The sequence below is a fragment of the Microcoleus sp. Aus8_D2 genome (genome assembly GCF_036702665.1).
Classification (GTDB): domain Bacteria; phylum Cyanobacteriota; class Cyanobacteriia; order Cyanobacteriales; family Microcoleaceae; genus Microcoleus.
The window spans coordinates 62,681-88,363 of the sequence record NZ_JAUBUN010000017.1 but is presented as its reverse complement, the minus strand read 5'-3'; the positions used below and the strand labels follow the sequence as shown (position 1 = coordinate 88,363).

The window sequence follows — 25,683 nt, the reverse complement described above, 5'->3', positions numbered from 1 at the left end:
TTAATTGTTAGCTATTGACTGTTGACTGTTGATTGTTGATTGTTATCAGCAGTCAGCAGTCATTATTCAATACTTTCAAATTACCCATTACCTATTATTAATTTTTGCAGTAGCTTCATTTTTTTACTGCAACATTTTAAAATATATTACAAGTTTTTAACAACTAGCAAAGAGCGATTAGGATCGACATAACTTAACGCATCTAAAGTACCGTACTCGTGTCAGTCGCATCTTAATCGGCCGCAAGGCTGCATACACATAGCTAACTATTAAAATCATGAATACAAGCGAACTCAAACGTGAAAGTAAAGCTGACACGCTCGGAATTTCTGGCGGCGTAATTCGCCTAAAGCCCCAGCAATTCATTCATGTTCTCGACAACAATACTGGCGTTACCAAACAGGAAGTTGGGCCGCAAACAATTACATTGCGCGACCACGAACGCTTAATTTTAAAGCCCGAACCGATGATTGTTGTGCCGCCGCGCCACTATTGCATTGTTGTCAATCCCGTGCTGCGAAATCAAGAAAATCAACCAATTGCTGACCCTCACGGACAAATTAAACTGCGGTACGGCGACGCAGAAATTCGCTTCGCTCAAGAACCTTTTCCGCTATATCCTGGGGAAGAATTGGCAGGAGATGTTACCCGCTTGCAAGTAGTGGAAACTAATCAAGCACTGCGTCTCAAAGCACTGCGAGATTTTGCGGATAGTTCCCCTGTGGCGAGGGGCGAACAAGCACAATCCCAGACTCAAACAATTAACCGTTTAGCTGGCGATGAATGGCTGTTTGAAGGGCCGGGAACTTATCTCCCCCGTGTGGAGGTTGAAGTTGTAGAAATAGTTAGATCTCAAGTAATCAAAGCCAATCAAGCCTTGCGATTGATAACGCGACAATCTTGTACTGACAGACAAGGAAATCGCCGCCGCGCTGGTGAGGAATGGTTGGTGAGAGAAGAAGGCGCTTATTTACCTGGAGTAGATGAAGAGGTTGTCGGCGTAATTAATGGTTGCGTTTTAACGGAACGGAAAGCTCTGCATTTGAAGGCGAAACGGACTTTTTCTGATATCTTCGGACGGCAAAGAAAAGCGGGCGATGAATGGTTGGTGACGATCGAAGATGCAGAAATTCACATTCCCGACGTGTATGAAGAAGTTGTAGGAGAAGTAGAGATTACAACTTTGAGCGATCGCGAATGGTGCATTGTCCTCGATCCGATCGATGCAGAACACAAACCGCAGTTGGGAATGAAAGAAGTCCGTCAGGGAAGAGCTTCTTTTTTCCTGCACCCAGGTGAATCTTTAGAAGGAGGCATTCAAAAAGTCTACGTTCTCAGCGAACAAGAAGCGCTGTTATTGAGAGCAAGAGAAGCTTTTGATGAAGGTGAAAGCGACAATTTAATCTCTCACCAGCCGGGTGATTTGTGGATGATTTCCGGGCCGCGAGATTACATTCCCCGCGTTGAAGTAGAAGTCGTGGAAAAGCGCAAAGCTATTCCTTTGGATAAGAATGAAGGCATTTACGTGCGGGACATCCAAACAGGAGAACTCAAATTAGTTGGCGGGCCGCAGGCATATATGTTGACTCCCTACGAACAACTTTGGGAAAAAGAATTACCCGCAGTTGTTGAAGAATTGTTAGCGCAAAAGAGCGATCGGATGTTCGATCGCGGTTTGGTACGTTCTGAAGAAACACCAGGAACCGTTCTAGTTCGGGATCGAACCAAAGCAGTTGTCTATCACGTTCCTCAAAATTCAGTAGTGCAAATTCATGACTACAAAAATCGAACTGCACGCACTATATTCGGGCCGGATTTAGTGATGCTTGGCCCCGACGAAGCATTTACAGTTCTCCGTTTATCAGCAGGGAAACCAAAACGGCCGAATACAATTAAATCTTTGGCATTATTGTTAGGGCCGGATTTTATGACTGATGTTTTTACAGTGGAAACCTCTGACCACGCTCGATTGCAAATTAAGCTATCTTATAACTGGTATTTTGATGTCGATCGCCACGACGAACAAGCGGCGGCGAAACTGTTTCAAGTGCCGGATTTTGTAGGAGATGCTTGTAAGGCGATCGCATCTCGGGTGCGGGGTTCAGTCGCGGGCGAAAAATTTGACGAGTTTCACCGAAATTCGGCGCGAATTATCCGTCAGGCTGTATTTGGGATAGGTGAGGAAGGTCGCATCGGCGATGAATTCCGGTTTAAAACCAATGGTTTAGTCATCACTAACATTGACATTCAGTCAGTGGAACCCATCGATGAAGCAACTTTAAAAAGTTTGCAAAAGTCGGTGCAAATTGCCATTCAAATTACCACCGATGCTCAAGAAGCTGCCGCGCGACACGATGCAGCCAGAATCGAACAAGAGGCAAAAGCTAGACTGGAACGCCAAGCAATTGTAGATAGAAGTGCGGCAGAATCCGAACGCAAAAAACTGTTAGAATTGCAGGCAGAAAATGCGGCAATCGAATCTACTGGACACGCTACAGCAGAAGCGAGAGCGAAGGCAGAATCTGCTATAATTCAAGGTGAATTAGCAGTGAATTTGGCACAGCAAGAAGCGGAGGCGACCAGAATTCGCGCTGAGGGAGAATTGGCGCAAATGATAGCCAAACAGGAGGCAGAATTAGCGCACCAACAAATGTTGAATAATTTGGAAATTGAGAAAGCGCAGCGGATGGCGGAAATTACCAGTGCGGAATTTAGTCAAAAAGTAGAGGCGATCGGGCCGGAAACTTTGAAAGCAATGGCACAAGCGGGGCCGGAAATGCAGGCTAAACTTTTGCAGTCGTTGGGACTTCAAAGTGTGTTAATTACTGATGGCAAAAATCCGATTAATTTATTTAGCACGGCTCTGGGTTTGATTGGTTCTGTGGCCCAGAATCAGCAATTGCCGGGGAATTAAATAGGTTAATTCTCAATGCTAAGTTCGGTTTTTCCTTGGGGGCGATTCCAGCGGACGATAGCTGCGCTTCACGCTCTTTTTTTTACCGCAGATGGACGTGGATGGATAAAAAGGCGATCGCCCTTTTATCGCGGTTCAAGCAAATAGTAGGTTTTCTGCGATCGTTTTAGGTTTTGAGAGAGATTTACGGTCTACCTGATATTCTTCGACTAAAAGCTCTTATACCTCTAGTGCATTCTTGAGAGCTTCTTCGTAGGTATCTCCGTTTTTTTTGCACACCGCGTTAATATTGTGTCCCTCGCCATTTAAACTTGATCTAGACTAACTATCCCAAGGAACACAAAAAAATAATGCGCATTTTATTTGTATCCGCCGAAGCAGCACCCCTAGCCAAAGTAGGCGGTATGGGCGATGTCGTCGGCGCTTTGCCTAAATTTCTGCGCCGCATGGGTCACGATGTCCGCATCTTCATGCCCTACTACGGCTTCATCCCCGACAAAATGGACGTTCCCAAAAAACCCGTTTGGAATGGGGAGGCCATGTTCCAAAGCTTCTCCGTCTTTGAAAGTGTTTTGCCGGGCACGGATGTACCTTTATACTTAATGCAACATCCATCTTTCTTACCCCGCCGCGTTTACGGCGGCGTCGATGAAGATTGGAGATTCACTTTCTTTGCTAATACTGCTGCTGAATTTGCCTGGAATCACTGGAAACCCCAAATTATGCACTGTCACGATTGGCATACGGGGATGATACCTGTTTGGATGAGCCAAGACCCCGATATCAGCACGGTTTTTACTATTCACAATTTAGCTTATCAAGGGCCGTGGCGCTGGCGTTTGGAGCAGATGACTTGGTGTCCTTGGTATATGCAAGGTCACAATACAATGGCTGCGGCAGTACAGTTTGCCGATCGCGTAAATACAGTTTCGCCCACCTACGCCGAACAAATCAAAACCCCAGCTTACGGGGAAACTTTGGAAGGTTTGCTATCTTTCCTCGGCGGCAAAGTATCAGGCATTTTGAACGGAATTGATACAGAATCTTACAACCCAGAAACTGACAGATACCTCCATCAACAATTTAGTGTTGATACTATTGAAAAACGCCCAGCCAACAAGATCGCGCTGCAAGAAGAAGTCGGTTTGGAAGTGAATAAAAATGCCCTGTTAATCGGCATGGTCACGCGGCTGGTAGAACAGAAGGGATTGGATTTGATCATTCAAATGCTCGATCGCTTCATGGCCTATACCGACGCTCAGTTTATTGTACTCGGAACTGGCGATCGCTACTACGAAACCCAACTCTGGCAAATGACCGCCCGCTATCCCGGCCGGATGTCCACCCAATTACTCTACAACGACGCCCTCTCCCGGCGCATTTACGCAGGCTGCGACACCTTCCTAATGCCCAGCCGTTTCGAGCCCTGCGGCATCAGCCAAATGCTCGCCCTCCGCTACGGCTGCGTCCCCATGGTGCGCCGCACGGGCGGTTTAGTCGATACCGTATCTCACAACGACCCGATTAATGATACCGGCACAGGCTACTGTTTCGATCGCTACGAACCCCTCGACTTGTTCACCTGCATGATCCGAACCTGGGAAGGTTTCCGCTACAAAGATAAGTGGAAAGAACTGCAAAAACGCGGCATGAAAGAAGATTTTGGCTGGGATATTTCTGCCATAAAATATGTCAACTTGTACAGCGATATTTTGGGAATCCCACCAGAACAAACCGCACTAGAATCACAGCCAGAATTAATCATAGGTCAAGGTTAATCTCTTTTTTTGTAGGGTGCGTCAGGCATTATTGTCGATTTAATCGGTAGGCTCTTTGCTAACGCACTCTACATTAACTGTAATAGTGAAGTTGATTCCCCATTCCCAATGCCCAATGCCCCATCCCCCATGCCCAATTCCCCATGCCCCATGCCCCATGCCCCATGCCCAATTCCCCATTCCGAATTAATCAACAAACAAATCGAGAGGTAAATGACCGTAAGTCCCGCTAACTCCATCTTCCGAGGAAAATTGGCAGGATATTAACACGCCTCGATAAGTTCCGGGATAACCATCAACATAATACGAACCCTTCAAAGTATTGAACTTAATATAAACCGAACCAGTAAATGCAGCAAAAGCACTTGGATCTAAGACAGCTTGATATCCCAAAGCCTTCAAATAAGTTGCTAAAGCAGCAAAACCCTCATCCGTGGAAGTCGCACAAACACCCAGCATTTGGTAATCGGACAAACTTGCTACCAGCAAAATCGCTTCACGCAGCGCCTGTTTTTCCAGCGGCGATGCTACAGATTGCATATCCAGACAAGTAAAATCCTTGAGGATTTGCTGTGCTGCTTCTACAGTTAGGGTAGTCTGGTTTTGAGTAGACATGAATTGCTCTGATATTTCCAAAAAGTACGATCGACCTTCGCGTACTCGTCAACGGATTTCTGGCATTGCAACCCTCAATCGACGGCGGTAACACTCGCGCCAGCCCCGATTATAGCGCATTGTCGGCCCTGGCACTCAATTTGGCTCACTCTTCCTTAGCGATCGCAGCCCTCCTCTTCGATAGCTGCGCCAACTGCTGCATCACACACTCTACCTATATTCCAAATAAATAGCAAAAAAATGTCAACCTTGCTGAATTTGGGTCTATTAGTGGTAAAGATGAAGAACACACAGATTGATAATAAAACAATGAGCGAACAATTGTTAAAAAACGTAAAAAATATGATAAAATTTCTATTTCGGGTGATACACAAAGCCAAACCGATTTACTTATTGCTGATATTTACCATCTGTATAGGTATTTCTGGCTGGACAGTAGAATCTAATTTCATCAGAATCCCCATAATCGGCTTTCACGATATTGTAGACACTCAAAATCCCGCCGAATTGCCACCGAAGCGGCTTGCTTTCTCCATTGACTACACAAAACAAGATTTGTCAGTTTTTTTAGAATATCTAATTAAAGAAAACTATTGGCTGTTATCATCTCAAGACTTGTACGTATACTTTATCGACAAGTCGCAGCCAATACCAGCTCAAAAAATTGGTCAAAAACCGATTATGATCGCCTTTGACGACGGGTATAAAGGCGTTCATGAAAATGCACTTCCTATCTTGGAAAAACTGTCCCTTAGTTACAAACAAAAAGGGAAATTTGTGTTATTTGTCAACCCGCACTTTTTAGGTGTTGATATGGGGAGAGATTTTTTACCACACACTACTTGCAATGATTTAAGAGACGGATACAAAAAAGGTTTTTATGATGTTCAGTCTCACGGCTTTACTCACAAAAACTTAACTCAAATCAACGGCAAAGAATTAGAATTTGAAATTGCTAAATCTAAGTCAGAATTGAGAAAATGTATGGGAGATTTAGACAAAAATAAAGTAATTGGCGCTCACATCGCCTACCCCTACGGCGCATCAGACGGGGAAGTTGAACAGATTTTGCCTAAATATCATTTAACAGGCTTTTTGTACGATGACCGTTTATTCAGAGTAAACCGACTGGAAAATAACTACCGCATTTCTCGCATTACTGTCGATAAAGAGATGTCGCCGAGATATTTAATTCGCATCGCTAAAAGAGCTTCTACTCTGAGAAAGCAAGAGTAGCTTTAGGCAAACAATAAAACTTGTTTGCAGTCACGACTTGAGCAACCGCAGGGTGCGGATATCTCAAAAATTATGCTGTATAAAATCGACAATCTCTATAGATCCGCACCTGTGCATCCAGGTTAAGTCAACAACCCTCCGTTTCACTCCACCGAACAATTATGTTGTAACAAGACTTTTATAAATGAGACTTCTTGCAAAAATAGTTAGGAACGGGCAAGATGCCCGTTCCACAAAAATATTTTTTTCTGTGGAATGGGCATCTTGCCCGTTCCAAAATTCGATCTAAAAGACTTTTGCAAGAGATCTATGGTATGATTCCCAGACACCGATACAGAGGACTGAAGTCCTCACTACAAAATTTAGCAGGGCGATATTACCATTTATTTTTAATGGCTTTCACCTGTTCGATAAATTCTGCACCTTTCTCGGGATTTACCATTGCTACAAAGTTAGCAAAACCTTGAATCGATGCTAAAACATCAGTCGAATTCCCCCACCGCTTCCCCTCAGGCCCGTCTTTCTGGATTTGAAATAAAGCTGCGCGGAAGCGTTTTAACACTTTCTTGGAAATACTCAGTTGCTCGTTGACCACTATTCCCGTAACTTCTTGTTGCCGATTTTTTCGCAATATCCGAGTCTTTTGTTCGTTAATGCTAAATCCTTCATGAATAACGATCGCCTCCGTGCGCCTGAGTACGTTACAAATGTTTTGCAAGCTGTCTCCCGATGCCGAAAATGTCAAATCGTCAGCGTAGCGGGTGTAAACAAATCCCAATTCCTGAGCCATTTGAGTTAAGCGCTTGTCGAGGCGGCGGCACAGCAAATTAGTAATCGCTGGACTTGCGGGAGAACCTTGGGGCAAATGGCGTTCTGTAACTGCGACAAAGTAAGTTTTGCCGTCTAATTCCAATTCTTCAACCTCCGGTTCCGTACACAACAATCCGAAGATTGTGGCGCCAGCTTCGGAATATCCAAAAGATTGAAAAAGCCCCTTAACTCGCCTGTACGAAATTGAGGGAAAAAAGTCTTTTAGGTCGAAGTTGATAATAACTTCCGAACCTACATGAGGTTGAGCGTTGGTGACAATTGAATGATGCGATCGAAAACCCTGTGCCGCGCCGTGCAATTCGAGTTTTTCGAGAATGTTGGCAAGTATCCAGTGCTGTGCTTTTTTGAGGCGGGGCATCGGTGCGGAAATGAGTCTTTCTCCGCCAGTTTTCTTGGGTATTTTAAACCGGATGTAGTGGGAAATATGGGAAGTTTTGCGGGAAAAAGCGAGAAACCGCAATTGTCCGATGCTGATGTCCATCGCCGCTGCTATTTCTGCTGCTGTATTGCCAAGCGGTAACTGATAGCTTTGCAAGCGTTCTACATTGCCGTTTGTGCGATCGAGTCCCGCAGATACACCGTCACCGAGATAGCTAATTTCTTGCTGTTTTTTTTGCCGCCAATTCTCAGCGCGTTCTTGCCGTTCTCTTTCCCGGCGTTCCTTAGTTTCCTGCCGTTTGCGCCGGGATTCGGCAAGCCGCTGTTGCAGCATTTCCTTGCGGAGTGCTTTCTCGTTTTGCAGCCGCGAACTTTCCCTGCGCAGTTCGCCTAGTTCTCGCTGAATTTCCCCGATGCGGCGAATTTCGTCGGCCGGATCTTGGGGAATTTCGCCTTGTGCGGGCCAGAAACCGAGGCGGATCATTTCTTCGAGAATGAATTCTTGTTTGCTGCTAGAACGGATGCGATCGTACAATTCCTGGCGAGTGCGCGGCTGGTCAGTCATATCGATTTTGGATTTTGGATTTTGGATTTTAGATTTTGAATTGTAAAGGAAAAAGGAATCTTCAGGTTATGTTTGTGCAATTAAGAACGTCCTAACCGTTTTGGCAGTTGCCCTATTTTCCAGTTTAGATCAGACCGCGTTTTTTGAGCCTAGCTAGTGCATCTTCGGCTGCATTTTTTTCCGCATCTTTTTTGCTTTTGCCTTTACCTTCTCCATAGAGTTTCTCTGCAACATACACTTTAGCGAGAAATTCCGGTGCGTGGGGCGGCGTTCCTTGTACCTGAACAGTCCCGTATTTGGGCGGAGTCGTTTCGCCGTTGGTCTGTACCCATTCCTGAAAGCGGTTTTTCGAGTCTACAGTCGATCGAGTTTCCACAACATTTTCGGGAACCGAGTCAAACAGTTTCCACACAAAACCGCGAACTTTGTCCATATCTTGCGTATCGAGATAGTAAGCACCAATGAACGCTTCAAAAGTGCTACTGAGCAAATTTGGATTGGTAATCCCACCTTCTCGATAAGCTCCTTTTCCGAGTCGCATTTTTAAGTCCAAATCTATTTCAGTAGCAAATCTGGCTAATTGTTTTTCATCTACCAATGCAGAACGCCGCCGAGTAAGTTGGTCTTCTCCCATTTCAGGATGGCGCTGGTAGAGATATTCACCGCTGAGAAAAGTCAGCAAAGCATCGCCGAGAAATTCTAAGCGTTCGTTGTCTTCTTCGCGCAATGTGGGGTTTTCATTGACGTACGAACGGTGGGTGAGCGCTTGGCGCAGCAGTTTGTCATTGTTGAATTCGGGAAGGGTCATTTGTATCTCTTTTGTTGGATTAGTTAATTGCATGAAAACTTGGTAATTGTTACTGCTTTTGGAGTTTAGTGTAATGATGTTGACGGACATGAAAGGGCCGCAGACAGCGGTTGGTTTGGAGAATCTAGTTTATCAAATAAACTGGATTTTTGCTATCTGCGGCGAGGTAAATCTACACAAATTTAGGCGGTCTGTTTGCAAGTCTGTATCGACTTCGGCAATTCATCGATCAAGTAAAATCGATCGGCAAGCTTTTTGAGATTGTGACTATCATTACCTTTGCGGGCAACAATTATTACCTCCTTCCCCTTGTCTTGCAGCTCGTGAATCAAAATTTCACCGTAGCCGTCTCCAGACACAATAATAAATGTGTGTGGGTATGAACTCCTTGAAGCCTCGCTACAGCAGTTCATTGACAAATAAAAGTCTACAGCATTTTTAATGTTTAGGGATACATCAAAACATTCAAAATTTAGATAATTCAAAGTTTCTTGTGTGGTCTTATTTCTCTGTTTCCAATTGTCGTAAACTTTTTGATTGACTACATATCCTAGTTCACTAGCAAAGAGTAATAAATCTTTGGCTCGTTTGTAATCAGGGATGTTCTGATAATCCCAATAAATAGAAACTAAAGGCTGAGACTGACTTTTTTGTTTGCCTGTGGTTCGATGATTGTCTGTCATTGGATCGTTCCGAAAAAAGGGTGAACAGACAGCATCAATAAATTACCCATCTAGCACAAAGTATTGTTTTTGGGCTTGCTCAAAAATGAGATTTCCCATTTAACAGATTCCTCTAACGACAAACGATGAATTTAGTTTGTCCTTGTTTGGTTAGCGTCTCAGCGAGATGATGAGTTTATTTCGGCTAGGGGTTCTAAAAACCCGTTGATATATACATTTAAATAAATGTTGTGCCAGCCGAAATAAACTCATCATCTCGCTGAGACGACTTAACCAACACTCCTTGCTTTTGAATGAGGTTGTTTATCTCAGCTATACTACTTTGATGATGCCACGTTAATTCTAAAATGTCGAGAGGTAATATGATTTATTTTTTGAGCTTTATTTTATCAACCGGACTTATGCGCTGCGACAAAAGAAACCGGGTTTTTTGTCGAATCTGCGGGATGCAGCGAAGTATTTTCGTAAAAAACCCGGTTTCTGGCTACTCGTGGATGAGTCCCAATTGTCAGCTATAGTCTATTAGGGGAAATATTACACCAAATCGGATGATACCATAATCCTAAAACAGTGTAATTTTTCCCCTATGTTGCTTGCGTTGCAGAACGTCGCGACGCGACAAATGGTTTAGCTGGCTGAGTGAGTCAATGGAAGCTTGGGATTTTTGCCGTCGGTGGTTCCACGCCACACAAGAAGAAGAGAAAGCCAGAGGCTACAAAGCACGTTGCAACCTGCTTCTGGTAAAGGTTTTAGGCGTCAATATTGATGCCGTCAAGCGGTGGGGGCCGGGTTTTGAAAAAATGCCAGACCACCACCAGCGTACCTTGTCCTACGCTGACACGCTGCGAGAAATGATCGAGGTTGCTGGCAAAAACGAAGATTTTTTGGAGGAGGTACTGGAACGAATCAAAAATAAATCTCAAATAATAGGTGAATAATTACACTAATTTTGTGACTGTGAGGGGCTGGGTGTTGTATTTTTTGGATGTAGCACTCAACTAGGAAAAGCATTTAATGACTGTGACACAGAGTTTTTTATCCAATTCCAGCAGCGCCGTTACTCAACTTCCCGCGTTTCTGCTAACTCCCGACGCAGCAAACCCTGAGAAAGAACCCCTAAAACATCTGCTGATAGGTTCTCCCCAAGCTGTCAGGAGTACAATTCACGTACTCCACGCGCGCGGTTACGCTGAGGTTGGTGTCTGGAGCCCTCTACTACCAACTGCTAAAAGTGGTGAGGTGATGAGTATTTTTGTGAAATACCTTCGCATCTAATAGATTCAGTCAGAAACCGGGTTTTTGGAGAAAATCCTTCGCAGTAGTCCACCGATTAGGTAAAAACCCGGTTTCTTTGGCCTTAATGCGTAATACCAAATCCGGGTTATTCATCCCGTTATTCTTAAGTCCGCGTAGGCGGACTTCGTTTGTATAGACGCGGTTTCAACCGCCGAGTTTTATCGGGTATGAAACACTGTTGTATGATTTTTGATAGTTGGTATAAGCGAACAATATTTTTCTGACATCCCCAAGCATTTCAGCGCCGAGATTGTCGAGTAACTAAACCGTAAATAAAAGCATCCTTAAATGCTAAAAAAATCAACAAAACATGAAGTAAAAATTGCTGAAATCCCAAAATAGGATCTAGCCGCCAACCTTGAAACAATAAAATAAAACCGCTGACTGGCAACACCCCAACAGCCATGATGCCTTGAATGATGTAAAGTATTATGCCTGTACTGCCGATAATTTGCGATCGCATTCCCGAATTTACTATAGCTGTCACTAGATAAGCCACCGCCAAAGCTATATCAACTAAGCCCAGAATTGACATCCAATTGATTGCTACATTTATCATCCCTCGAACCCTCTTAACAAACACAGTCCAGGACGCACGGGCGGTCAGAAACCGGGTTTTTCGCGTCTCCTTCGTTGTAGTCCACAGTAAGGGTCAAAAACCCGGTTTCTTTGGGCTGCACGCCAAGTCATGAAAACAAAAAAAAATCGCGCGCCGCCACTGGTTGCCCCTTCGTAAACCCCTCAGGACTAGACTGCTCAACTCCAGCGGGGCCGGGTACTGTGGGTCGTTGGCTTCGCAGAAGCCACACCGCAATACCAACAGTACCCGAAGCCCCGCACAGTCAAGAGCAGGCTAGTGATGCTTGTCTAGACTAAGCGCAAGGACGGCGATCCACCGCCCGGATTGCAAGGCTGTTTACCAATTTAAACGCGCGATTTATTAAGTTATTGACACTGACGTGCGTGTTGCATTCGCAGCGCTAAAATGTGTTCGCAAGGGCCTTTGTACAGCTTGTTTTGCTGGTGCCAATTACAAGTACATTCTGCCTCAATTATACGCTCATCGGCATCAATTGTCAAGTGCGGATTCAAGGTTTTTTCCCGGTCTGTGACACTGCCTCGCACGGTGAATGCACCGGAAGAATCGCTGGTAAAATCGGTCACTTGTACCGCATTTTCACTCAAGAAAAGAGTTGCTTTTGATTCTCTTTCGTTGGCAAATCTCAAACGTTCTAAGGGCAAAGGTTCTCGGCTCAATTCCCGCACTCGGTACACCTGTTTGTTCAAATCGTAAATTGCCCTTCCCGCTTGCGTGTAGGCACTCAATGCACCCAACACTGACGCCCGATTTAACTTCAGTCTGGCGGCCAAACTGTCAGCAGTTTCTACCCAATTTTCTTTGAGTGCATCAAAGATTAATTGCTGCGTCCAAGCATCTACATCGGCGCGCGGGGCCATTAAATCAAAGTTACCGGATTGCGACCAATCATTGGCACTCCATCCCGACAATCCTAGGGTAAATGACATATCGCCCAAATCGGCGACGTAAAAAGAAGGCATTCCCGTTCCTAACAGGTGAACTGTGAACTTTTTGGCGACGGGAATCAGTCTTTCGAGAATGTGAAGGCGGCGCCTTCCCCAAACTCGAATTTCCTGTGCTTGCGAACCAGTATAGGGCGATCGCGCGCAAACAACTTCCGTACCCCACGGATCGAAAATCACCCGCACCGGTTCCCCCGGATTCAGGATGTAGCGCATACTGCGCGGGCCTTGTTTCTCCTTGTGGCGGCGCAAAACAAAACAAATATTGTGGATGTCCATCGGGTGCAAATCAAACCGCACCGCCGGCAAAGACATCGCCGAACTAACTTGCAAAAATCCTCTCACCCAACTGTCAGGTAAGTCTATTTTGACTTCTTTAAAAGTCTCTTCATGCACCGTTTGAACTTCAAAACCCGAGGGATCTACTTGCAGCGAAGTAGTCTTGTAACTGCGGATTTTTTGAAATTCATCATAAAGCGCTGCCGAGTAGTCGATATTAGTCGTGCCGCAAGCAAACTCGCTGATATTTTTAAACACTTCGTAGCTGGCGCCGAGGCGGCCGTAACTCGACTCATCCTGACTGAAACACTCGAAAAATACCTCATCGGGATGTACTGTAATCACCGGATCGAGGACAAACCAAGCATCGCGGTCTTTTTGATAAATGTAGTCAAAGTATTGCTGTTGGGCGCGATAAAAAGGTGCCAGACGTTGGTGTTGACGCCGAGTTAACTCGTTGAACTCTGCTTGCAGCGGCTGAACTTTTTGGGCAACTTTTTGTTGGCGGCAGGCGATTAATTGCCAATCGATTTCTTGCTGTTGGGCTGCCCATTCTTTATAAGCTGTTTTGTCTTTGGGTTTGAAGCGCATATCGGAAACCACGACATCGTGCAAAGCGCTAATTGCTTCGCGAAAAGCGACATTTTGACGCAATTCTCCGATAAAATAAGTGGGCGGACGTTTGGTGTCGGGAGAAAAAGACATTTGCGTGCTGCCGCCGCTTTCAGCAACTTCGGTATTTCCTTTGTAAGAGTAGTTAAATTCCATAATATTTTTTTCAACTAGGTTCGTAGTGAGGACTTCAGTCCGCATCAAATCCGGTTCGTAGTGAGGACTTCAGTCCGCATCAAATTCAGGTTCGTAGTGAGGACTTCAGTCCGCATAAAATCCAGTTCGTAGTGAGGACTTCAGTCCGCATCAAATTCAGAGGACTAAAGTCCTCACTACGAACACTTTATCAAATCTGCCTCCTACATTTAGCATCGATCGCCCTTTCCGACATCCCAATTCCACAAATCTTAACTAAAAATCAACTCCTCACCTCAACCACAGGCTTTACCTGAATTGGCAAATCTATCTGAGGATAACGCCGGCGAATCTTCAGCATAGTCTCAATAGCCGCTGCTTTATCTGCGATCGCAATTGTAGCCGATTGCCTGGTTAAAATATCCGCAACAATCCCGGCCGCCGCCTCACTCTTTTGCGCCTCCGCATCCAGAAACGCAAAAACTCGGCGCTTCGCCACCCTTCCCTGATTCACCCGCGACAAAACCGCGACCAAAAAAGGCGCTAATTCCCGCAATTTCTCAGGATTGCTTGCAGCATAACTCTCCAAATAATTAGTAGCAAACAACTGCATATCCGCCGACGGATGCTCGCTAAACTTCAGCAAATAATCGTGTCCGGACTCATCCTGAAAATAGCGAATTACCAAATCTCTGCCGAATTGCCGCACATCTTCCCGAATGCTGTCGCAAAGACTAACCATAATTTCCGGAGTCCAATCTGCCTCAGTCAATTCCGTGCGAAAAATCCTGGCGGCAAATTCCCGCGAATCATCCCATTTTGCCTCCAGCAGCCGCACGGCTGACAGCATTTCTTGAGAATTGGCGCGAATCGCATCTAGCTTTTGCAAAAACATTTGTCTCGCAGATTCTCGCACCGAAAAAATCTCGTGACTCGCCAGCTTGACAATCTCAATTGTATCAAACTCCGCCGCCCAATTCGTGCTATTTTTCACCAGCACAAATCCGCCTAATTCCTGCGCGACAGCAGACTTAGCTTTCAGCAGCAGCCAAGTCTTGTCCTTATCCATCGCCGACATCCACCCCGGAATATCTTGCCGCAGCAAATCGAGCAAATAACTGTGTACTCCTTCCTGTCTTTCCGGTATCAGCAACACATCAATCAATTCCCCAGCAACCAGCGCTGCAAATTCGGGATATTCGGCGGCCAAACGCCGAATTACTGGTTTAATAGAATTGCGGATGTCGGCCAAAGCATTGACTGCCATTCCTACTATCAAACTTGTCTGAGAACTTGTTAGCGATTCGTCCGGTAATTGACCGAATAACCTGATGCCAATTCTTCGAATTTGTTCGTAGGGCGACGCAATTAGCGATTCGATTAATTCAGACGGCAAATCAGCCGCACCGATTTCGTGATTCAGCAAAATTCTCGCCCCCAATTCCTGAACTTCCGGCACCGGATGCCGCAGCAAATCCAGGATAACTCCCAATCCCAAACTCCGCAGTTGTGGGGTAAAGTTGAGCAGGAGCGTATCGGCGATGTCTTTGGCTACAATTGAGGTATGAGTCGGAATGAATTCTGTTGGTTGAAATGTTAATAAATGGGCTATCAGTTTGCCAATTAGTAGCCTGACGGTTGCAGGGCTGAGAATTGATGAGTTGAGCAACCTGCGGGCAAATTGCCTGGTGTCTGCGTACAAGCTGGTTACTAGAGTAACAATTAATTCTGTATCTGATAAAATGCGATCGCGCTGTTCGTCAATCCAGTCAAAAGCTTGGGTTCTCGCTGGCACAAATATGCAGTTAACCAGCCCTAGAATTACTTCGCGGTGGGCTGGATATCGATGATATCCGTTTTGGACTGCCAAATTGAAACCCAGTTCGGCTGTAACTTCGTAAGGTACAGCAATCAGTTTGATTGCAGTGTCAGCATCTATCCCAGCTAAAAATTGCGGACAAGCTTTCAGCGCTTTCACAGCGAAATGGTGCACCGGGCGGCAGTTGCTGGCTAATAACAATTGCAACAGCGCATCGGGATATTGTTCCCAAAGTTCGGGAAAAGCTTCTTCTCGCACTTCCGGCTCCGGATCTCCTGGTTTGTAACCTTCTCTGCAGCGCCACGCTTGCGAATTGGTAAAATAAGCATAGCGCGGGCTGTTTTCGTAGAGAATGCGGTTAAATGTTAAGTAACCGGCAAAGATATCCCATTCAGATGAATAACTGATTTTATTCCAATTAGAGAAATCCCATTGATAATCAGCATCGCTAGTCCCCTTAGAGCGAATCCACTGATAATAAGTGATCTGCAAAACTGCTTCGGCATCGCTATCAACGTATTGCAGCAAAATGCTGACAGCCATTTTTACATAATCAGCATCGCTTTCTTCGCCTAATTGTTTGAGAGTGCGCCACACCCTTTTAATTAAGTAGCTGCGCGTACTGCTGCTGTAGGCAATTCGGCAATTGGGACTCTGCATTTCCTCTAGAAAACTGCTGTTTGCAGTGTATTCATTTTTGCCTGTTTGTTCGTTGTACGCCCAGTCTTGCTTTGTCAGATACCCGCCACCAGGAATGTTAATATACCAAGCATTGCTGCGGTACATGGCTTTTTCGTCCTCAAAGCGGCGGGCCACAATCGCAAATACTTCGGCGTCGCGACGGTATTCCGCCATTTTGAAGATGTGGCGGATTTGTTTAAAATAATGGGGTTTTAGCGGTGCAGTTTTTAAGATATCCAGTAATGCCGATCGCACAAACTGACTGTCAATCTGGTAAAGTCGATCGAGAACCGCAAAACGACTGCTATCTTCCGTGTCGAGTTCAACTTTCAATGCTGCTGAAAATTCCTCAGCGCTGCCGTTTGCAGCTAATTCGCGCAACTGTGGGGGTAGCAATTCTATTATGGACGATTCTAGGTGCGATCGCGCTTCCTCATCCGCCAACTTCAGCAATCCTTCAAAAGCAATTCTCCTCACAAACTCCGCAGTCGCAGCATCCCGATACAGCCGAGTCAGCGCCTCCACAGCGCCCTCGCCGCCGCACCAACCCAAACTCCAAGCAATACAGTAGTCTCGCAGCGGTTCTCCCGTACCGATTAAGTTAATCAGTCCCGGCCCGGCTTCGGTAATTTTCAGCTCCCCAGCGCGCCAAATAGCCCGTTCCAGAGGCCATTTAGGATTGCCAGCGCCGGCAAGACGGTTCAAAATAGCTTGTTGGCGCGTCTCGGCGCGAGGAAGTTCTGGCGCGGGTGCAACATCAGCAACGCTGGCTGCTTCCTGATAGCCTTTCTTTACCTTTTCCGCGACTAGCTTGTCGAAAACTTTTTCAGCTTTGGCCAAGGGCACTGGTGTATCGGTTTTTGTGCCTTCCTGGAGATTGGCGCCCCGCCGTCCGTAGCGAAAGTTGACCGAGTAGAGGTTTTCGCCGGTTTGACACAAATCGACTTCGTATACTTTATCCGATCGACCGTCCTGAAAATAAAGAGCCGTCCGCTTAATCAATTTCATTGCAGTTTGTCACCATCGCTAAGCTTGTCGGGGCGAGTCCGCGCCCGCAATTCTAACATCCCGCAGACTATCTCATATCCTGGACGATCGATCGACCATAATATCCTGGCCGGGGCGGGTTTACAGGATCTTGGATTTATGCCCGATATCTGGGCGAACCCGCCCCTACCATATTATGGGCCAAGCGTTGCGGAGGGAATCTGCCCCCTCTCCCATTCTCCCTCTCTCTCGCCTTTGTCCACCCAATGTAAAAATATGTTGCAATATTTTTACTGCTGTGTTAAGTTTAGTTACATAAGGTTGAAATACAACGAGGTTTCTGGTTATGGAAAACAAAGACGCAAAAGTAGGCTTCACAGAGTTCGCTGAAACCTGGAACGGTCGTTTGGCAATGCTGGGCTTCGTTATCGGTCTGGCTACGGAATTCCTGACCGGTCAAGGCATTCTCGCTCAAATCGGTTTGATGTAATCAGCTTAAGTCTATAGAATATACAATAACTGTAATTTGTGGCGGGCGATCGACCCCCTTACAAGTGCGATCGCCCGCCCGCCAATAAGTCCCCTTCATTGATAGTGAAGGGGCTTTTGCATTTTTTATTAAAAAATCCAACCCATGGTACAATCAAAAAAATTTTCCGTCTCAATATTTATCGTCAGTCCAACTCCAGCTTTCCTAAGCAATTCCTACAGAATCCAAAATCCTCACTTTAGGAGTTAAAGCTGGAAGCTTCACCAAACCGTCCCGTTTGTGAGTCCGCAGGCTGTTACCTAAAATCATCTCCGACAGATCCGGCATTTCCTGCCAGCAGCGCGAGCAGAACCAATAAACGCGATTGTGGCGAGCGTGGCGTAACAATTGAGAGGAGCAACAAGGGCAACTATTCATGATATTTTAAACCTTCTTTAAGATATGGATCGATAAACCAATTCATTACAGAGATTGATGAATGTCGCTGCATCTCTACTCCAGACACAACAATAAAAAAGCTCTTTTCACTCCAAACTTTGAGGGTCTGGCAAGTAGCACTTTTGGAGGCTCAACAGCAACACCACAATCAAAAGCTGAACGCCCCAAGGGGCCCAAGAGAAACCCCAAATAAAACAACCCAGTCCGCCCAAAGCCACAAGTACAAAAATATCTTGAGAGGTTTGCCAGTAAATCCAGACGGCTGCCAGAGAAACTATCAGTAGCAAAATGTAAGCTGAGGGCATTGTCGTCTTCTCCCAAGGTGTCGGCAAACAGTCAGGATCGATCCCTGACGATGTGCTTAAACTTAAAACTTAAACCTGAAGAACTTATGAAGATGAGCAAGTTGTTACAAAACAAAATAAACTCCTGCCAGATTATATTAAACCTAAAAATCGAGCAGGAAGATTTTGTTTATTTCATTATAGAATTCAGCGCGATCCTCTTCGAGGGCTGCGCTAACGACCTATGCTTCCTCCCAGCCCAAAGCTTCAGCCACCTGAGTAGCCAAAGACATCGGTTCAAAAGGCTTAGCAATCACACTCACCACCCCCAAATCCGCGAACATCCGCCTGTCGCTAGCGAGAGCCTTAGCTGTCAATAAAATTACCGGAATGTGCTGGGTAGCATGATTAGCTTGTAACTGTTTAAAAGTAGTAGGCCCGTCTTGGTCGGGCATCATCACGTCCAAGAGAATAGCATCAGGCTGTTCAGCAAGAGCCTTAGCCACACCCTCGCGGCCAGAACTCGCGGTCAGCACTTCCCAGCCCCCCACCACCTCAAGACTGACTTGAGCGACTTCCCGAATATCTTCCGCATCGTCAATAACCAAGATGCGCTTAGCATTCAAAATTAACATCTTTTTTAGGAATGAGAACTGATCACAGACTAGAGGCCAAATGTGAATGTTTTGTAAAGCAAACTGTTTTACCCGATCGAACTTTACAGTAAAGCTACAAAACTGTAAAATTTTCCCACCCCAAAAATCCGCTTTTCGACCTCCGAGCGCGATTTTTGCCCGATCGCTGCCTCTAGATCCCTCTTTGGCAATAATGACAGTCCCGGACGCACTCGCGACTCCTCGAAACCGGGTTTTTTTTAGCATTTCAGCAGGCTGCAACGAAGTATTTAGGTAAAAAAAACCGATTTCTGCATCCCGGATTGAAGGAAAATTTTTGCATTCATATTTTTTCATAAGTCATGACAAATGAACAATGCCTTCACTTAACTTTGGCCCTCCCGGAGAACTGGCAGACTTAAGAAAAAAGTGCTGCCCTCCCCCAAAACGCTCTCCACCCAAATCCGGCCCCCGTGCTGCTGCACGATACTGCGACAAATAGCCAGCCCCAAACCAGTTCCTCCTTTCTGGCGACAATCAGAAGCATTAACCTGTTGAAAGCGTTCAAACACCATCTCTAGCTTGTCCGGCGGAATGCCCCGTCCTTGGTCTTTGACAGCAATCAGGATCGACGAACTCACTGGTGAGTGCGGATTGACGGCGGCAGGCTCAGGAGACAACAAAGACTGAGACGAGACCAACTTCAACCCAGCTTTTTCTGCCAAATCCCGATCGTGAATCAACTCCCCGCTCAGCCAGATCGTAGCACCCGCAGGCGAAAATTTCATAGCATTGCTGAGCAAATTTGTCAAGGCTTGAATTAGCCGATCGCGAACAGCCAGTAATTGCGCCCCCACAGGCCTCACCGACAGAGTAACTCCCGCCTGCTGAGCCATTCCCTGCATCTCGTCAGCCGCCTGCAACATCAACTCAGCGACATTACAAGTTTGTTTGATAGCAGTGCTGTAATTAGAATCCATCCGCTCTAAATCCAGGATGTCGTTGATCAAGCGCACCAAGCGGTCAGTATTAGTGACAGCAATCTCCAGCATCCGCTTGGCTTTCTGGGGGTGAGCCTCAAGCAGGCCGCTGTTGAGGAGGCCGAGGGCCCCGTGAATAGAGGTCATGGGCGTCCGCAGTTCGTGGCTGACAACAGAGATGAATTCATCTTTCATGTGCTCGATCGCCAGCCGATCGGTGATATCTTTAAAAGTCACCACAGCGCCAATAATTTCGCCTCGTTCTCGCATCGGAGCGACAACGTACTCAACCGGAAAACTGCTGCCGTCTTGCCGACAAAAAACCTCATCCGTGACACGCCGAACCTCTCCGTCAGCCAAGGTGTCTAAAATTTGAGAACTTACTGGGTTCGAGAGTTTTCCCGTCGTTGGTGCGGCGCAGTCTGGGGCAAGTTCAGAGCCGGAATTGATATCTGTTGCAGGTGACATTTGCTCGATCGCCTTTGAGCATTCTGCCGGAGAACGGTGTAAGCTTTCAGACAAAGGTCGATCGATCAATTGCTTCGATTCGCAGCCGGCCATTCTCACCGCCGCCGGATTGACAAAAGTTACTTTTCCCAGTTTGTCCAACCCGCAAATTCCTTCTGCTGCGGAGAACAAAATCATTTCTGTTTGGTGGCGGAGTTGTTCGAGAGCTTTTTCAATTCGCTTGCTGTCGGTGATGTCGCGAGCGATTGTCGAAACGCCCGTTACTGCTCCTGTGGCGTCTTTAATCGGAGAAATCGTCAGAGACACATCTATCTGTTCGCCGTCTTTACGCAAGTGTACGGTTTCGTAATGGTCGATGGTGGCTCCAGCCCGAATATTTTCCAGAATTTGGGGAATTTCCTTGGGGCGTTCGGGAATTGCTAAAATCTCGATCGACTGCCCCTTGACTTCCTGCGCGCAGTAGCCGTAAATCTTCTCGGCTCCTGCATTCCAGCTTTGAATTGTCCCGGCGAGGGTTTGGCCCACGATGCCGTCATCAGAAGACTCTACAATGGACGCTAAGCGCACGAGTTCGTCTTGTGCCTGCTTCTGTTCAGTAATGTCGCGACCCAAAATCACCATACTTTTACGTCTGCCGTTGGGGTGAAATACTGGTACTTTAATCACATCGTAGATTTTTAGAGTACCGTTCGATCGGGGAATCACTTCTTCTCCCCTCGAAAGCGTACCTTTTTCCCACGCTGCTCGATCGCTCACATCGCAGGCTTGTAGAGCCTCCCGATAAAAACTGCTGAGTTTTCCTAGCTGAGAATCTGTGAGGCCCCGATATTCATCTGCTGATAGCTCGAACAATTCCAATATCGCTTGATTTGCCTCCTGCCACCTGCCCTCGCCATCTTTAAAGCAGACAATATCTGGCATAGCATTCATCAGCAAGTCGAGATAGGAGTTTTCTCGCAGTGCAGCTTCTACCTCGGCCCGCTTGGCGATTTCCCGTTGCAGGTTTTCCTTTGCCGTTTGCAGCGAGTCGATTAACAAATTTTCTGTAAAAGTGCGTTCTTTAATTACTTCTTGAAGTCTATAGAGTTCTAGCGAGAGCTGCCTGCGGGCCAACAAATTCTCTACCCGCAAGTGCAGTTGGGCGGCATCTACGGGACTTACTATCAAATCATCAATTCTGCCTTCAAGTTGTTTGGATCTCCGCAAAAACTGCTGCTCGGAAAGAGTCGGCGCTGGGGAGTTTATCAATAGCAAAAACGGTAAAAAACTAGGCTCCGCCGCAGTTTTAAATGTTTCAACCAGCGGCCCGATACGATCGAAGTTTGCCTCGTCGAGAATGCACAAGTCAAAAGCTATTTTGGGAAGAATAAATTCTGAGTTCGGTTCGGAAGTCCAATCGAGTAGCATCACCTCATGCTCAGTGTTGAGGTGTGCGATAGGCAAATGTTGTTGGTGGCGATCGATCGAGAGCAAAATGCGGCTCATTAGTTTGATGATTTCCCAATGACTAATGATTTGATGTCCGGTAAATTCACCCATTATCAGGTTTGTAGTCAGGACTTCCGTCCTCTGTTTTGGGATGATTGAAGTCCTGAATGCGAACCAATTTTATAGCGGTCGATCGACCGGAGGCGATCCGACCTATCGAGGTAAAAGGCAGCCGGAGCTGAAGGCAGAAGTCAAGAAAAACTGATAATTCTTGAATTTTAATTGTTTGTTAGGTCAAACAATCACCGATCTCAAATACGGCAACATCGGAATTATACCCTGCAAGCCGTCCCAGCAGATCTCTGTCGATCGCGGGCGAGGGGACGCCAGCACGCGATCGAGCGAAAATTATGATGCCCGCCCAAACGCAAACCCGATGATGAGGGCAGGACGTTGGACGTTCGCGGGCGAGGGACAGCAAAACATGATGGCAGGACTAATGACTAACGATCGGGTTCGCGGGCGAGGGGACGCTCGCACTAACTAATGACGGCAGGACAACTGACAACTGACTACTGACTACTGACTACTGACAACTGACTACTGACTACTGACAACTGACAACTGACAACTGACAACTGACAACTGACAACTGACAACTGACAACTGACTCTTTATGGCATTCCAATTCCAATCAAAGTATCTTCCGGCATACAGGTAGAATAGCGCTCCCCGGACGATAAAACCGCAATCAGCCTCATTTGCCAGTCGGGCATAATGTGCAAATCCGCCCAGGGCACAGCTACCTCCAAACATTTATCCAGTCCCACTTGGGCGCGGCTGATGCGGGGATGCCACTCATCGCGCTCTCCTGCTTCCTGAAACCAAATCGATTTGGTGAGCAAATTAATCTCTAACTGATGGTGGAAGCGATAGTTTATGGGTGCTTCATCGGGTACACCTGACAGCGGAATCAGACTGTTGTGCATGGTGCGATCGGGATAAAACCAAAACAAATTTAACTCCGGCGGGCAATCAATGCCCGGCCGCACCCCAGCCTTGAAGTCGGCGCGAAGGTAAAAATTCAAGTGATCCACCCCGTACCAAAGCCGCTGAATTGCCGAACTCCGGTGCATGGTACCCCTTGCTCCCCCAACTTCAATCCGGCCGGCTTTGTCCCAATCCTGTTCGTTACCGATACCGTCGATAATCGGGTGAATAAAGCTCAGCGGTTGGTGGTCGCCTTGAACCTCGTGTGCCTCTACTTGTTGCAGCACATCCGGGGGTACAGGCTCGCCGAGAGCTTCGTAAATTGCAGCTACGTGTTCGCGGAATAGCCGATCGAACATAGCATCTTGATTCGACGTATGGCCTTCGCCAAACCACCAGAACCAGTCGGAACCTTCCGCCGCATAAAGCGCTTCCCAAGCTTCGGGATTGCTCTCTTCCGTAGCTTCTGGATGGTTCGCCAGCATTTGTCTCGCGGGCCCTAACAAGTCCCAAGCGCGATTTTTCGCGGGATCGCCGATCCAAGTTGTCAGGGAACCGTCTACCCAGGAACCGGTATGCAGTTGGGCGGCGGGTATTGTTTCGGTGGCTGGGAATTTGTCGAGAAATTCCGAGACAGTGACTAATTTGATATCGGGATTGTGACTGAGAGTTTCATAGAGGGATTCTAAGAAGGGTTTGCCATCTTGGGGATAGAATTCCCAGCAATTTTCGCCGTCTAGGGCGATCGTCACCAACCACGGATTTTCTAAAGATGTTTTGCCGTCCGGTTGTCGGTGTTTGAGAGTTCTGCCGATCGCCTCCAAGTGTCCCACCAAATCCGACGCTGCCTTCTTCGGTTCCATCGAACCGTAGGTAAAACCAATCAAATCAGACAATCTGTGGTCTCTAAATACGATCGCCAAATCACCGTCAGGAGTTTCTAAACGATAAGGGCGATATAACAATTCTGGTTCGCAAACATTCCCCGCCCCATCGCGGTGAAAAAAGTGTTTAATTGTCCACCCCAATACCGCCTCATCCGACACTATCCATTTAAAGCCTTGTTTAGCAATGTAGGGCAAAATTTCCGGGCTAACTGCCTGTTCCGACGGCCACAAACCGCGCGGTTGGCACTCAAATCTGTCTTGATACATATCCCAGGCTTTTCTCAAATGTCTCGGAATATCTTCAGCCCACTGGAACCTATGTTCTGGCAGAGTCATGTTAGGAATCGCTATGCGGCCGCCGTTAGTGTCAGCCAGCAGCGGTAAAATCGGGTGCGTGTAGGGGGTCGTGGAGACTTCCAACTGTCCCTGGGCTTGCATTTTACGGTGCTGGGGAATGATTCTGGCGAGGATTTCTTTTTGTTTTGAATAGATCTTTTTGCGGTCTGCCAGATTGAAATTTTGTCCTTGTTTCAGCCACCCTGCAATCTCGGGGTCGTCCCAAAACAGCGGGTCAATCCAAGCTAAATTGTGCCACGCCAGCAAGTCGCTAAAATCCTGCACTTTCCAGTTTGTCAAGCACCACTGAATGCCTTTTTCTTGCCGCTGAGTGTAGAGTTGAGCGTAGCGCGGATGTGGCTGAATCAGGGTGTGGTAGTTGGCATCAAAGAAGTGCTGTAAAATGAACTCTTGTTCTGCGATGTTTAAAGTTTCGGCTGCCTTGAGAGTTACCGCCAAGTAAGGGTCTAATGCTTGGTCGGCGATGCAGTCTTCTATCTGCAAAATCAAGGACGGAACCAGGTTTACTGTTTGATGCAGTTTCGGGTATTTTTCCAGAATCAGCACTAAATCCAAGTAGTCTTTGACTCCGTGCAAGCGCACCCAAGGCAGTCGATACTCGGATGCTCCGGCGCTAGTTAACGATCTTGATTTGTAGAGGGGTTGGTGTTGGTGCCAAATGAAGGCTACGTAAAGTGGATGAGACATTAATTTTGGTAATGGGTAATGAGTAATTATAATTGGTAATTGTAATTGGTATTTTGTAATTCTGTCTGGGAGTCATAACTTCTATCTTTAGGGTGATGCACAGCGCACCTTGTCGGGTGCATCTCAGTTTTGCTTTTAATAGTGCTGTCCCCGCTCGCTTAGTTCTATAAGCAAGCGAGCGGGGACAGCACTGTAAAAAAAATGTTTTTTGCAAAAATCAGATGCTCCCCAACTTTTCCCTATTAAGTAGCGCTTCCAACCTCTCAATTACAGGTTGATGCTGCACACATTACCACCATCGAGTAGCACATAGAACTACTTTTTGGATCTAGGGCTTTCATTCAATTGATAGTTGACCGCTTGAGGGCGACCTCTAACTGGAAGGAAGAGGATTGGAGTAATGAATAGTCTTCTTTTAATTTTTCCTTACAAGGGAGAGGCTTTCAACCAATTCTTTCTGGTAATTGATAAATAGTAGGTAAAAGTCAATAGCCAACATTCAATAGTCAAGATTAAACTAACTAATGACTAATGACTGCTGACTATTGACTAATTACATTACCTGTTCGACTTCGGCAATTTCTGGGATGGCCTCGCGCAGGCGGCGTTCAATGCCCATTCTCAGAGTCATTGTGGAACTGGGACAAGAGCCGCAAGCTCCTTGCAGTCTCAGGTGTACTACTGGGCCGTCGATTTCTACGAGTTCGACGTTGCCACCGTCGGATATCAGGTAGGGGCGCATTTCATCCAGAACTGTTTCGACGTTATCTCTGGTTAGTGCTAGTGTCGTCATATTTTTGCCTCAAAAATTATTCGTACAATTGACTTAGTTCGATCGTACCGTTACTTGCGGCTAAATCAAGTTGAGTCCGATACACTAATCGCAAAACCCGCTTTCTCC

Annotated in this window: 21 protein-coding genes; 7 read left to right on the top strand and 14 right to left on the bottom strand. The window is 46.5% G+C overall.

Translation table 11 applies throughout. The features are described from left to right. The first annotated feature begins 277 nt into the window (after nucleotides 1-277). Nucleotides 278-2,914, top strand: a complete 2,637-nt coding sequence (locus QUB64_RS15575; RefSeq protein WP_333271421.1) for a colicin uptake protein — start codon at nucleotides 278-280, stop codon at nucleotides 2,912-2,914. Nucleotides 2,915-3,264: 350 nt separating this feature from the next. Then, nucleotides 3,265-4,692 (top strand): glycogen synthase GlgA, encoded by a 1,428-nt coding sequence (gene glgA / locus QUB64_RS15570; protein ID WP_333271418.1) that lies wholly within the window; start codon nucleotides 3,265-3,267, stop codon nucleotides 4,690-4,692. Nucleotides 4,693-4,731: 39 nt separating this feature from the next. Here glgA and QUB64_RS15565 read toward each other — a convergent pair whose 3' ends face one another. Both QUB64_RS15565 and QUB64_RS15560 read right to left on the bottom strand, forming a co-directional pair. Then, the gene (locus QUB64_RS15565; protein WP_333271416.1) at nucleotides 4,732-4,872 is read right to left on the bottom strand and encodes a hypothetical protein; all 141 of its coding nucleotides are present in this window, start codon (nucleotides 4,870-4,872) and stop codon (nucleotides 4,732-4,734) included. A 6-nt stretch (nucleotides 4,873-4,878) separates the two neighbouring features. Beyond that, complete coding sequence (locus tag QUB64_RS15560) at nucleotides 4,879-5,307, bottom strand: DUF1824 family protein (protein ID WP_333271413.1); 429 nt, start codon at nucleotides 5,305-5,307, stop codon at nucleotides 4,879-4,881. A gap of 342 nt (nucleotides 5,308-5,649) precedes the next feature. Between QUB64_RS15560 and QUB64_RS15555 the strand changes: the two genes are divergently transcribed. Further along, on the top strand, nucleotides 5,650-6,543 hold the full coding sequence (locus QUB64_RS15555; protein WP_333271411.1) for a polysaccharide deacetylase family protein: 894 nt from the start codon (nucleotides 5,650-5,652) through the stop codon (nucleotides 6,541-6,543). A gap of 376 nt (nucleotides 6,544-6,919) precedes the next feature. On the opposite strand, the gene QUB64_RS15550 is transcribed toward QUB64_RS15555, so the two are convergent. From QUB64_RS15550 to QUB64_RS15540, 3 genes are all read right to left on the bottom strand, one after another. After that, entirely contained in the window at nucleotides 6,920-8,317 is a 1,398-nt protein-coding gene (locus tag QUB64_RS15550; RefSeq protein WP_333271408.1) for a reverse transcriptase family protein, read from the bottom strand. Nucleotides 8,318-8,441: 124 nt separating this feature from the next. Further along, a complete protein-coding gene (gene rnc, locus QUB64_RS15545) occupies nucleotides 8,442-9,125 on the bottom strand; it encodes a ribonuclease III (RefSeq protein ID WP_333271405.1) in 684 nt (227 codons plus the stop codon). A gap of 182 nt (nucleotides 9,126-9,307) precedes the next feature. Continuing rightward, the gene (locus QUB64_RS15540) at nucleotides 9,308-9,808 is read right to left on the bottom strand and encodes an NYN domain-containing protein (protein WP_333271404.1); all 501 of its coding nucleotides are present in this window, start codon (nucleotides 9,806-9,808) and stop codon (nucleotides 9,308-9,310) included. 647 nt (nucleotides 9,809-10,455) lie between these two features. On the opposite strand from QUB64_RS15540, the gene QUB64_RS15535 reads away from it, so the two are divergent. Both QUB64_RS15535 and QUB64_RS15530 read left to right on the top strand, forming a co-directional pair. Beyond that, nucleotides 10,456-10,746: a hypothetical protein gene (locus tag QUB64_RS15535; protein ID WP_333271402.1), complete on the top strand. Its 291-nt coding sequence runs from the start codon at nucleotides 10,456-10,458 to the stop codon at nucleotides 10,744-10,746. A gap of 76 nt (nucleotides 10,747-10,822) precedes the next feature. Beyond that, nucleotides 10,823-11,083: a hypothetical protein gene (locus QUB64_RS15530; protein WP_333271400.1), complete on the top strand. Its 261-nt coding sequence runs from the start codon at nucleotides 10,823-10,825 to the stop codon at nucleotides 11,081-11,083. A gap of 259 nt (nucleotides 11,084-11,342) precedes the next feature. Here the strand turns inward: QUB64_RS15530 and QUB64_RS15525 are convergent, their stop codons facing one another. From QUB64_RS15525 to QUB64_RS15515, 3 genes are all read right to left on the bottom strand, one after another. Then, nucleotides 11,343-11,663 (bottom strand): Ycf66 family protein, encoded by a 321-nt coding sequence (locus tag QUB64_RS15525; RefSeq protein WP_333271398.1) that lies wholly within the window; start codon nucleotides 11,661-11,663, stop codon nucleotides 11,343-11,345. A 386-nt stretch (nucleotides 11,664-12,049) separates the two neighbouring features. After that, a complete protein-coding gene (locus tag QUB64_RS15520; RefSeq protein ID WP_333271395.1) occupies nucleotides 12,050-13,693 on the bottom strand; it encodes an SWIM zinc finger family protein in 1,644 nt (547 codons plus the stop codon). Nucleotides 13,694-13,955: 262 nt separating this feature from the next. Continuing rightward, nucleotides 13,956-17,180: a WGR domain-containing protein gene (locus QUB64_RS15515; RefSeq protein ID WP_333271392.1), complete on the bottom strand. Its 3,225-nt coding sequence runs from the start codon at nucleotides 17,178-17,180 to the stop codon at nucleotides 13,956-13,958. Between the two features lie 325 nt (nucleotides 17,181-17,505). Here QUB64_RS15515 and QUB64_RS15510 point away from each other — a divergent pair, with 325 nt between their 5' ends. Further along, on the top strand, nucleotides 17,506-17,649 hold the full coding sequence (locus tag QUB64_RS15510) for a chlorophyll a/b-binding protein (RefSeq protein ID WP_333271389.1): 144 nt from the start codon (nucleotides 17,506-17,508) through the stop codon (nucleotides 17,647-17,649). 204 nt (nucleotides 17,650-17,853) lie between these two features. Here the strand turns inward: QUB64_RS15510 and QUB64_RS15505 are convergent, their stop codons facing one another. The 4 genes from QUB64_RS15505 to QUB64_RS15490 all read right to left on the bottom strand — a co-directional run bounded on the left by QUB64_RS15505 (nucleotide 17,854) and on the right by QUB64_RS15490 (nucleotide 21,972). Then, nucleotides 17,854-18,066 (bottom strand): hypothetical protein, encoded by a 213-nt coding sequence (locus tag QUB64_RS15505; protein WP_333271386.1) that lies wholly within the window; start codon nucleotides 18,064-18,066, stop codon nucleotides 17,854-17,856. Nucleotides 18,067-18,173: 107 nt separating this feature from the next. Then, the gene (locus tag QUB64_RS15500) at nucleotides 18,174-18,392 is read right to left on the bottom strand and encodes a hypothetical protein (RefSeq protein WP_333271383.1); all 219 of its coding nucleotides are present in this window, start codon (nucleotides 18,390-18,392) and stop codon (nucleotides 18,174-18,176) included. 221 nt (nucleotides 18,393-18,613) lie between these two features. Next, entirely contained in the window at nucleotides 18,614-19,006 is a 393-nt protein-coding gene (locus tag QUB64_RS15495) for a response regulator (protein ID WP_333271380.1), read from the bottom strand. Nucleotides 19,007-19,371: 365 nt separating this feature from the next. After that, the gene (locus QUB64_RS15490; RefSeq protein ID WP_333271377.1) at nucleotides 19,372-21,972 is read right to left on the bottom strand and encodes a PAS domain S-box protein; all 2,601 of its coding nucleotides are present in this window, start codon (nucleotides 21,970-21,972) and stop codon (nucleotides 19,372-19,374) included. A gap of 175 nt (nucleotides 21,973-22,147) precedes the next feature. Between QUB64_RS15490 and QUB64_RS15485 the strand changes: the two genes are divergently transcribed. Further along, nucleotides 22,148-22,408, top strand: a complete 261-nt coding sequence (locus tag QUB64_RS15485; RefSeq protein ID WP_333271374.1) for a hypothetical protein — start codon at nucleotides 22,148-22,150, stop codon at nucleotides 22,406-22,408. Between the two features lie 127 nt (nucleotides 22,409-22,535). On the opposite strand, the gene QUB64_RS15480 is transcribed toward QUB64_RS15485, so the two are convergent. After that, nucleotides 22,536-24,782, bottom strand: a complete 2,247-nt coding sequence (locus QUB64_RS15480; RefSeq protein WP_333271371.1) for a glycoside hydrolase — start codon at nucleotides 24,780-24,782, stop codon at nucleotides 22,536-22,538. 553 nt (nucleotides 24,783-25,335) lie between these two features. After that, nucleotides 25,336-25,575 (bottom strand): NifU family protein, encoded by a 240-nt coding sequence (locus tag QUB64_RS15475; RefSeq protein WP_194064818.1) that lies wholly within the window; start codon nucleotides 25,573-25,575, stop codon nucleotides 25,336-25,338. Nucleotides 25,576-25,683: the final 108 nt, after the last annotated feature.

Excerpts from the sequence above, each read along its gene's own strand:
- QUB64_RS15575 (WP_333271421.1), top strand. The coding sequence starts at position 278 with ATGAATACAAGCGAACTCAAACGTGAAAGTAAAGCTGACACGCTCGGA.
- glgA (WP_333271418.1), top strand. The coding sequence starts at position 3,265 with ATGCGCATTTTATTTGTATCCGCCGAAGCAGCACCCCTAGCCAAAGTA.
- QUB64_RS15565 (WP_333271416.1), bottom strand. The coding sequence starts at position 4,872 with ATGGGGAATTGGGCATGGGGCATGGGGCATGGGGCATGGGGAATTGGG.
- QUB64_RS15560 (WP_333271413.1), bottom strand. The coding sequence starts at position 5,307 with ATGTCTACTCAAAACCAGACTACCCTAACTGTAGAAGCAGCACAGCAA.
- QUB64_RS15555 (WP_333271411.1), top strand. The coding sequence starts at position 5,650 with ATGATAAAATTTCTATTTCGGGTGATACACAAAGCCAAACCGATTTAC.
- QUB64_RS15550 (WP_333271408.1), bottom strand. The coding sequence starts at position 8,317 with ATGACTGACCAGCCGCGCACTCGCCAGGAATTGTACGATCGCATCCGT.
- rnc (WP_333271405.1), bottom strand. The coding sequence starts at position 9,125 with ATGACCCTTCCCGAATTCAACAATGACAAACTGCTGCGCCAAGCGCTC.
- QUB64_RS15540 (WP_333271404.1), bottom strand. The coding sequence starts at position 9,808 with ATGACAGACAATCATCGAACCACAGGCAAACAAAAAAGTCAGTCTCAG.
- QUB64_RS15535 (WP_333271402.1), top strand. The coding sequence starts at position 10,456 with ATGGAAGCTTGGGATTTTTGCCGTCGGTGGTTCCACGCCACACAAGAA.
- QUB64_RS15530 (WP_333271400.1), top strand. The coding sequence starts at position 10,823 with ATGACTGTGACACAGAGTTTTTTATCCAATTCCAGCAGCGCCGTTACT.
- QUB64_RS15525 (WP_333271398.1), bottom strand. The coding sequence starts at position 11,663 with ATGATAAATGTAGCAATCAATTGGATGTCAATTCTGGGCTTAGTTGAT.
- QUB64_RS15520 (WP_333271395.1), bottom strand. The coding sequence starts at position 13,693 with ATGGAATTTAACTACTCTTACAAAGGAAATACCGAAGTTGCTGAAAGC.
- QUB64_RS15515 (WP_333271392.1), bottom strand. The coding sequence starts at position 17,180 with ATGAAATTGATTAAGCGGACGGCTCTTTATTTTCAGGACGGTCGATCG.
- QUB64_RS15510 (WP_333271389.1), top strand. The coding sequence starts at position 17,506 with ATGGAAAACAAAGACGCAAAAGTAGGCTTCACAGAGTTCGCTGAAACC.
- QUB64_RS15505 (WP_333271386.1), bottom strand. The coding sequence starts at position 18,066 with ATGAATAGTTGCCCTTGTTGCTCCTCTCAATTGTTACGCCACGCTCGC.
- QUB64_RS15500 (WP_333271383.1), bottom strand. The coding sequence starts at position 18,392 with ATGCCCTCAGCTTACATTTTGCTACTGATAGTTTCTCTGGCAGCCGTC.
- QUB64_RS15495 (WP_333271380.1), bottom strand. The coding sequence starts at position 19,006 with ATGTTAATTTTGAATGCTAAGCGCATCTTGGTTATTGACGATGCGGAA.
- QUB64_RS15490 (WP_333271377.1), bottom strand. The coding sequence starts at position 21,972 with ATGGGTGAATTTACCGGACATCAAATCATTAGTCATTGGGAAATCATC.
- QUB64_RS15480 (WP_333271371.1), bottom strand. The coding sequence starts at position 24,782 with ATGTCTCATCCACTTTACGTAGCCTTCATTTGGCACCAACACCAACCC.
- QUB64_RS15475 (WP_194064818.1), bottom strand. The coding sequence starts at position 25,575 with ATGACGACACTAGCACTAACCAGAGATAACGTCGAAACAGTTCTGGAT.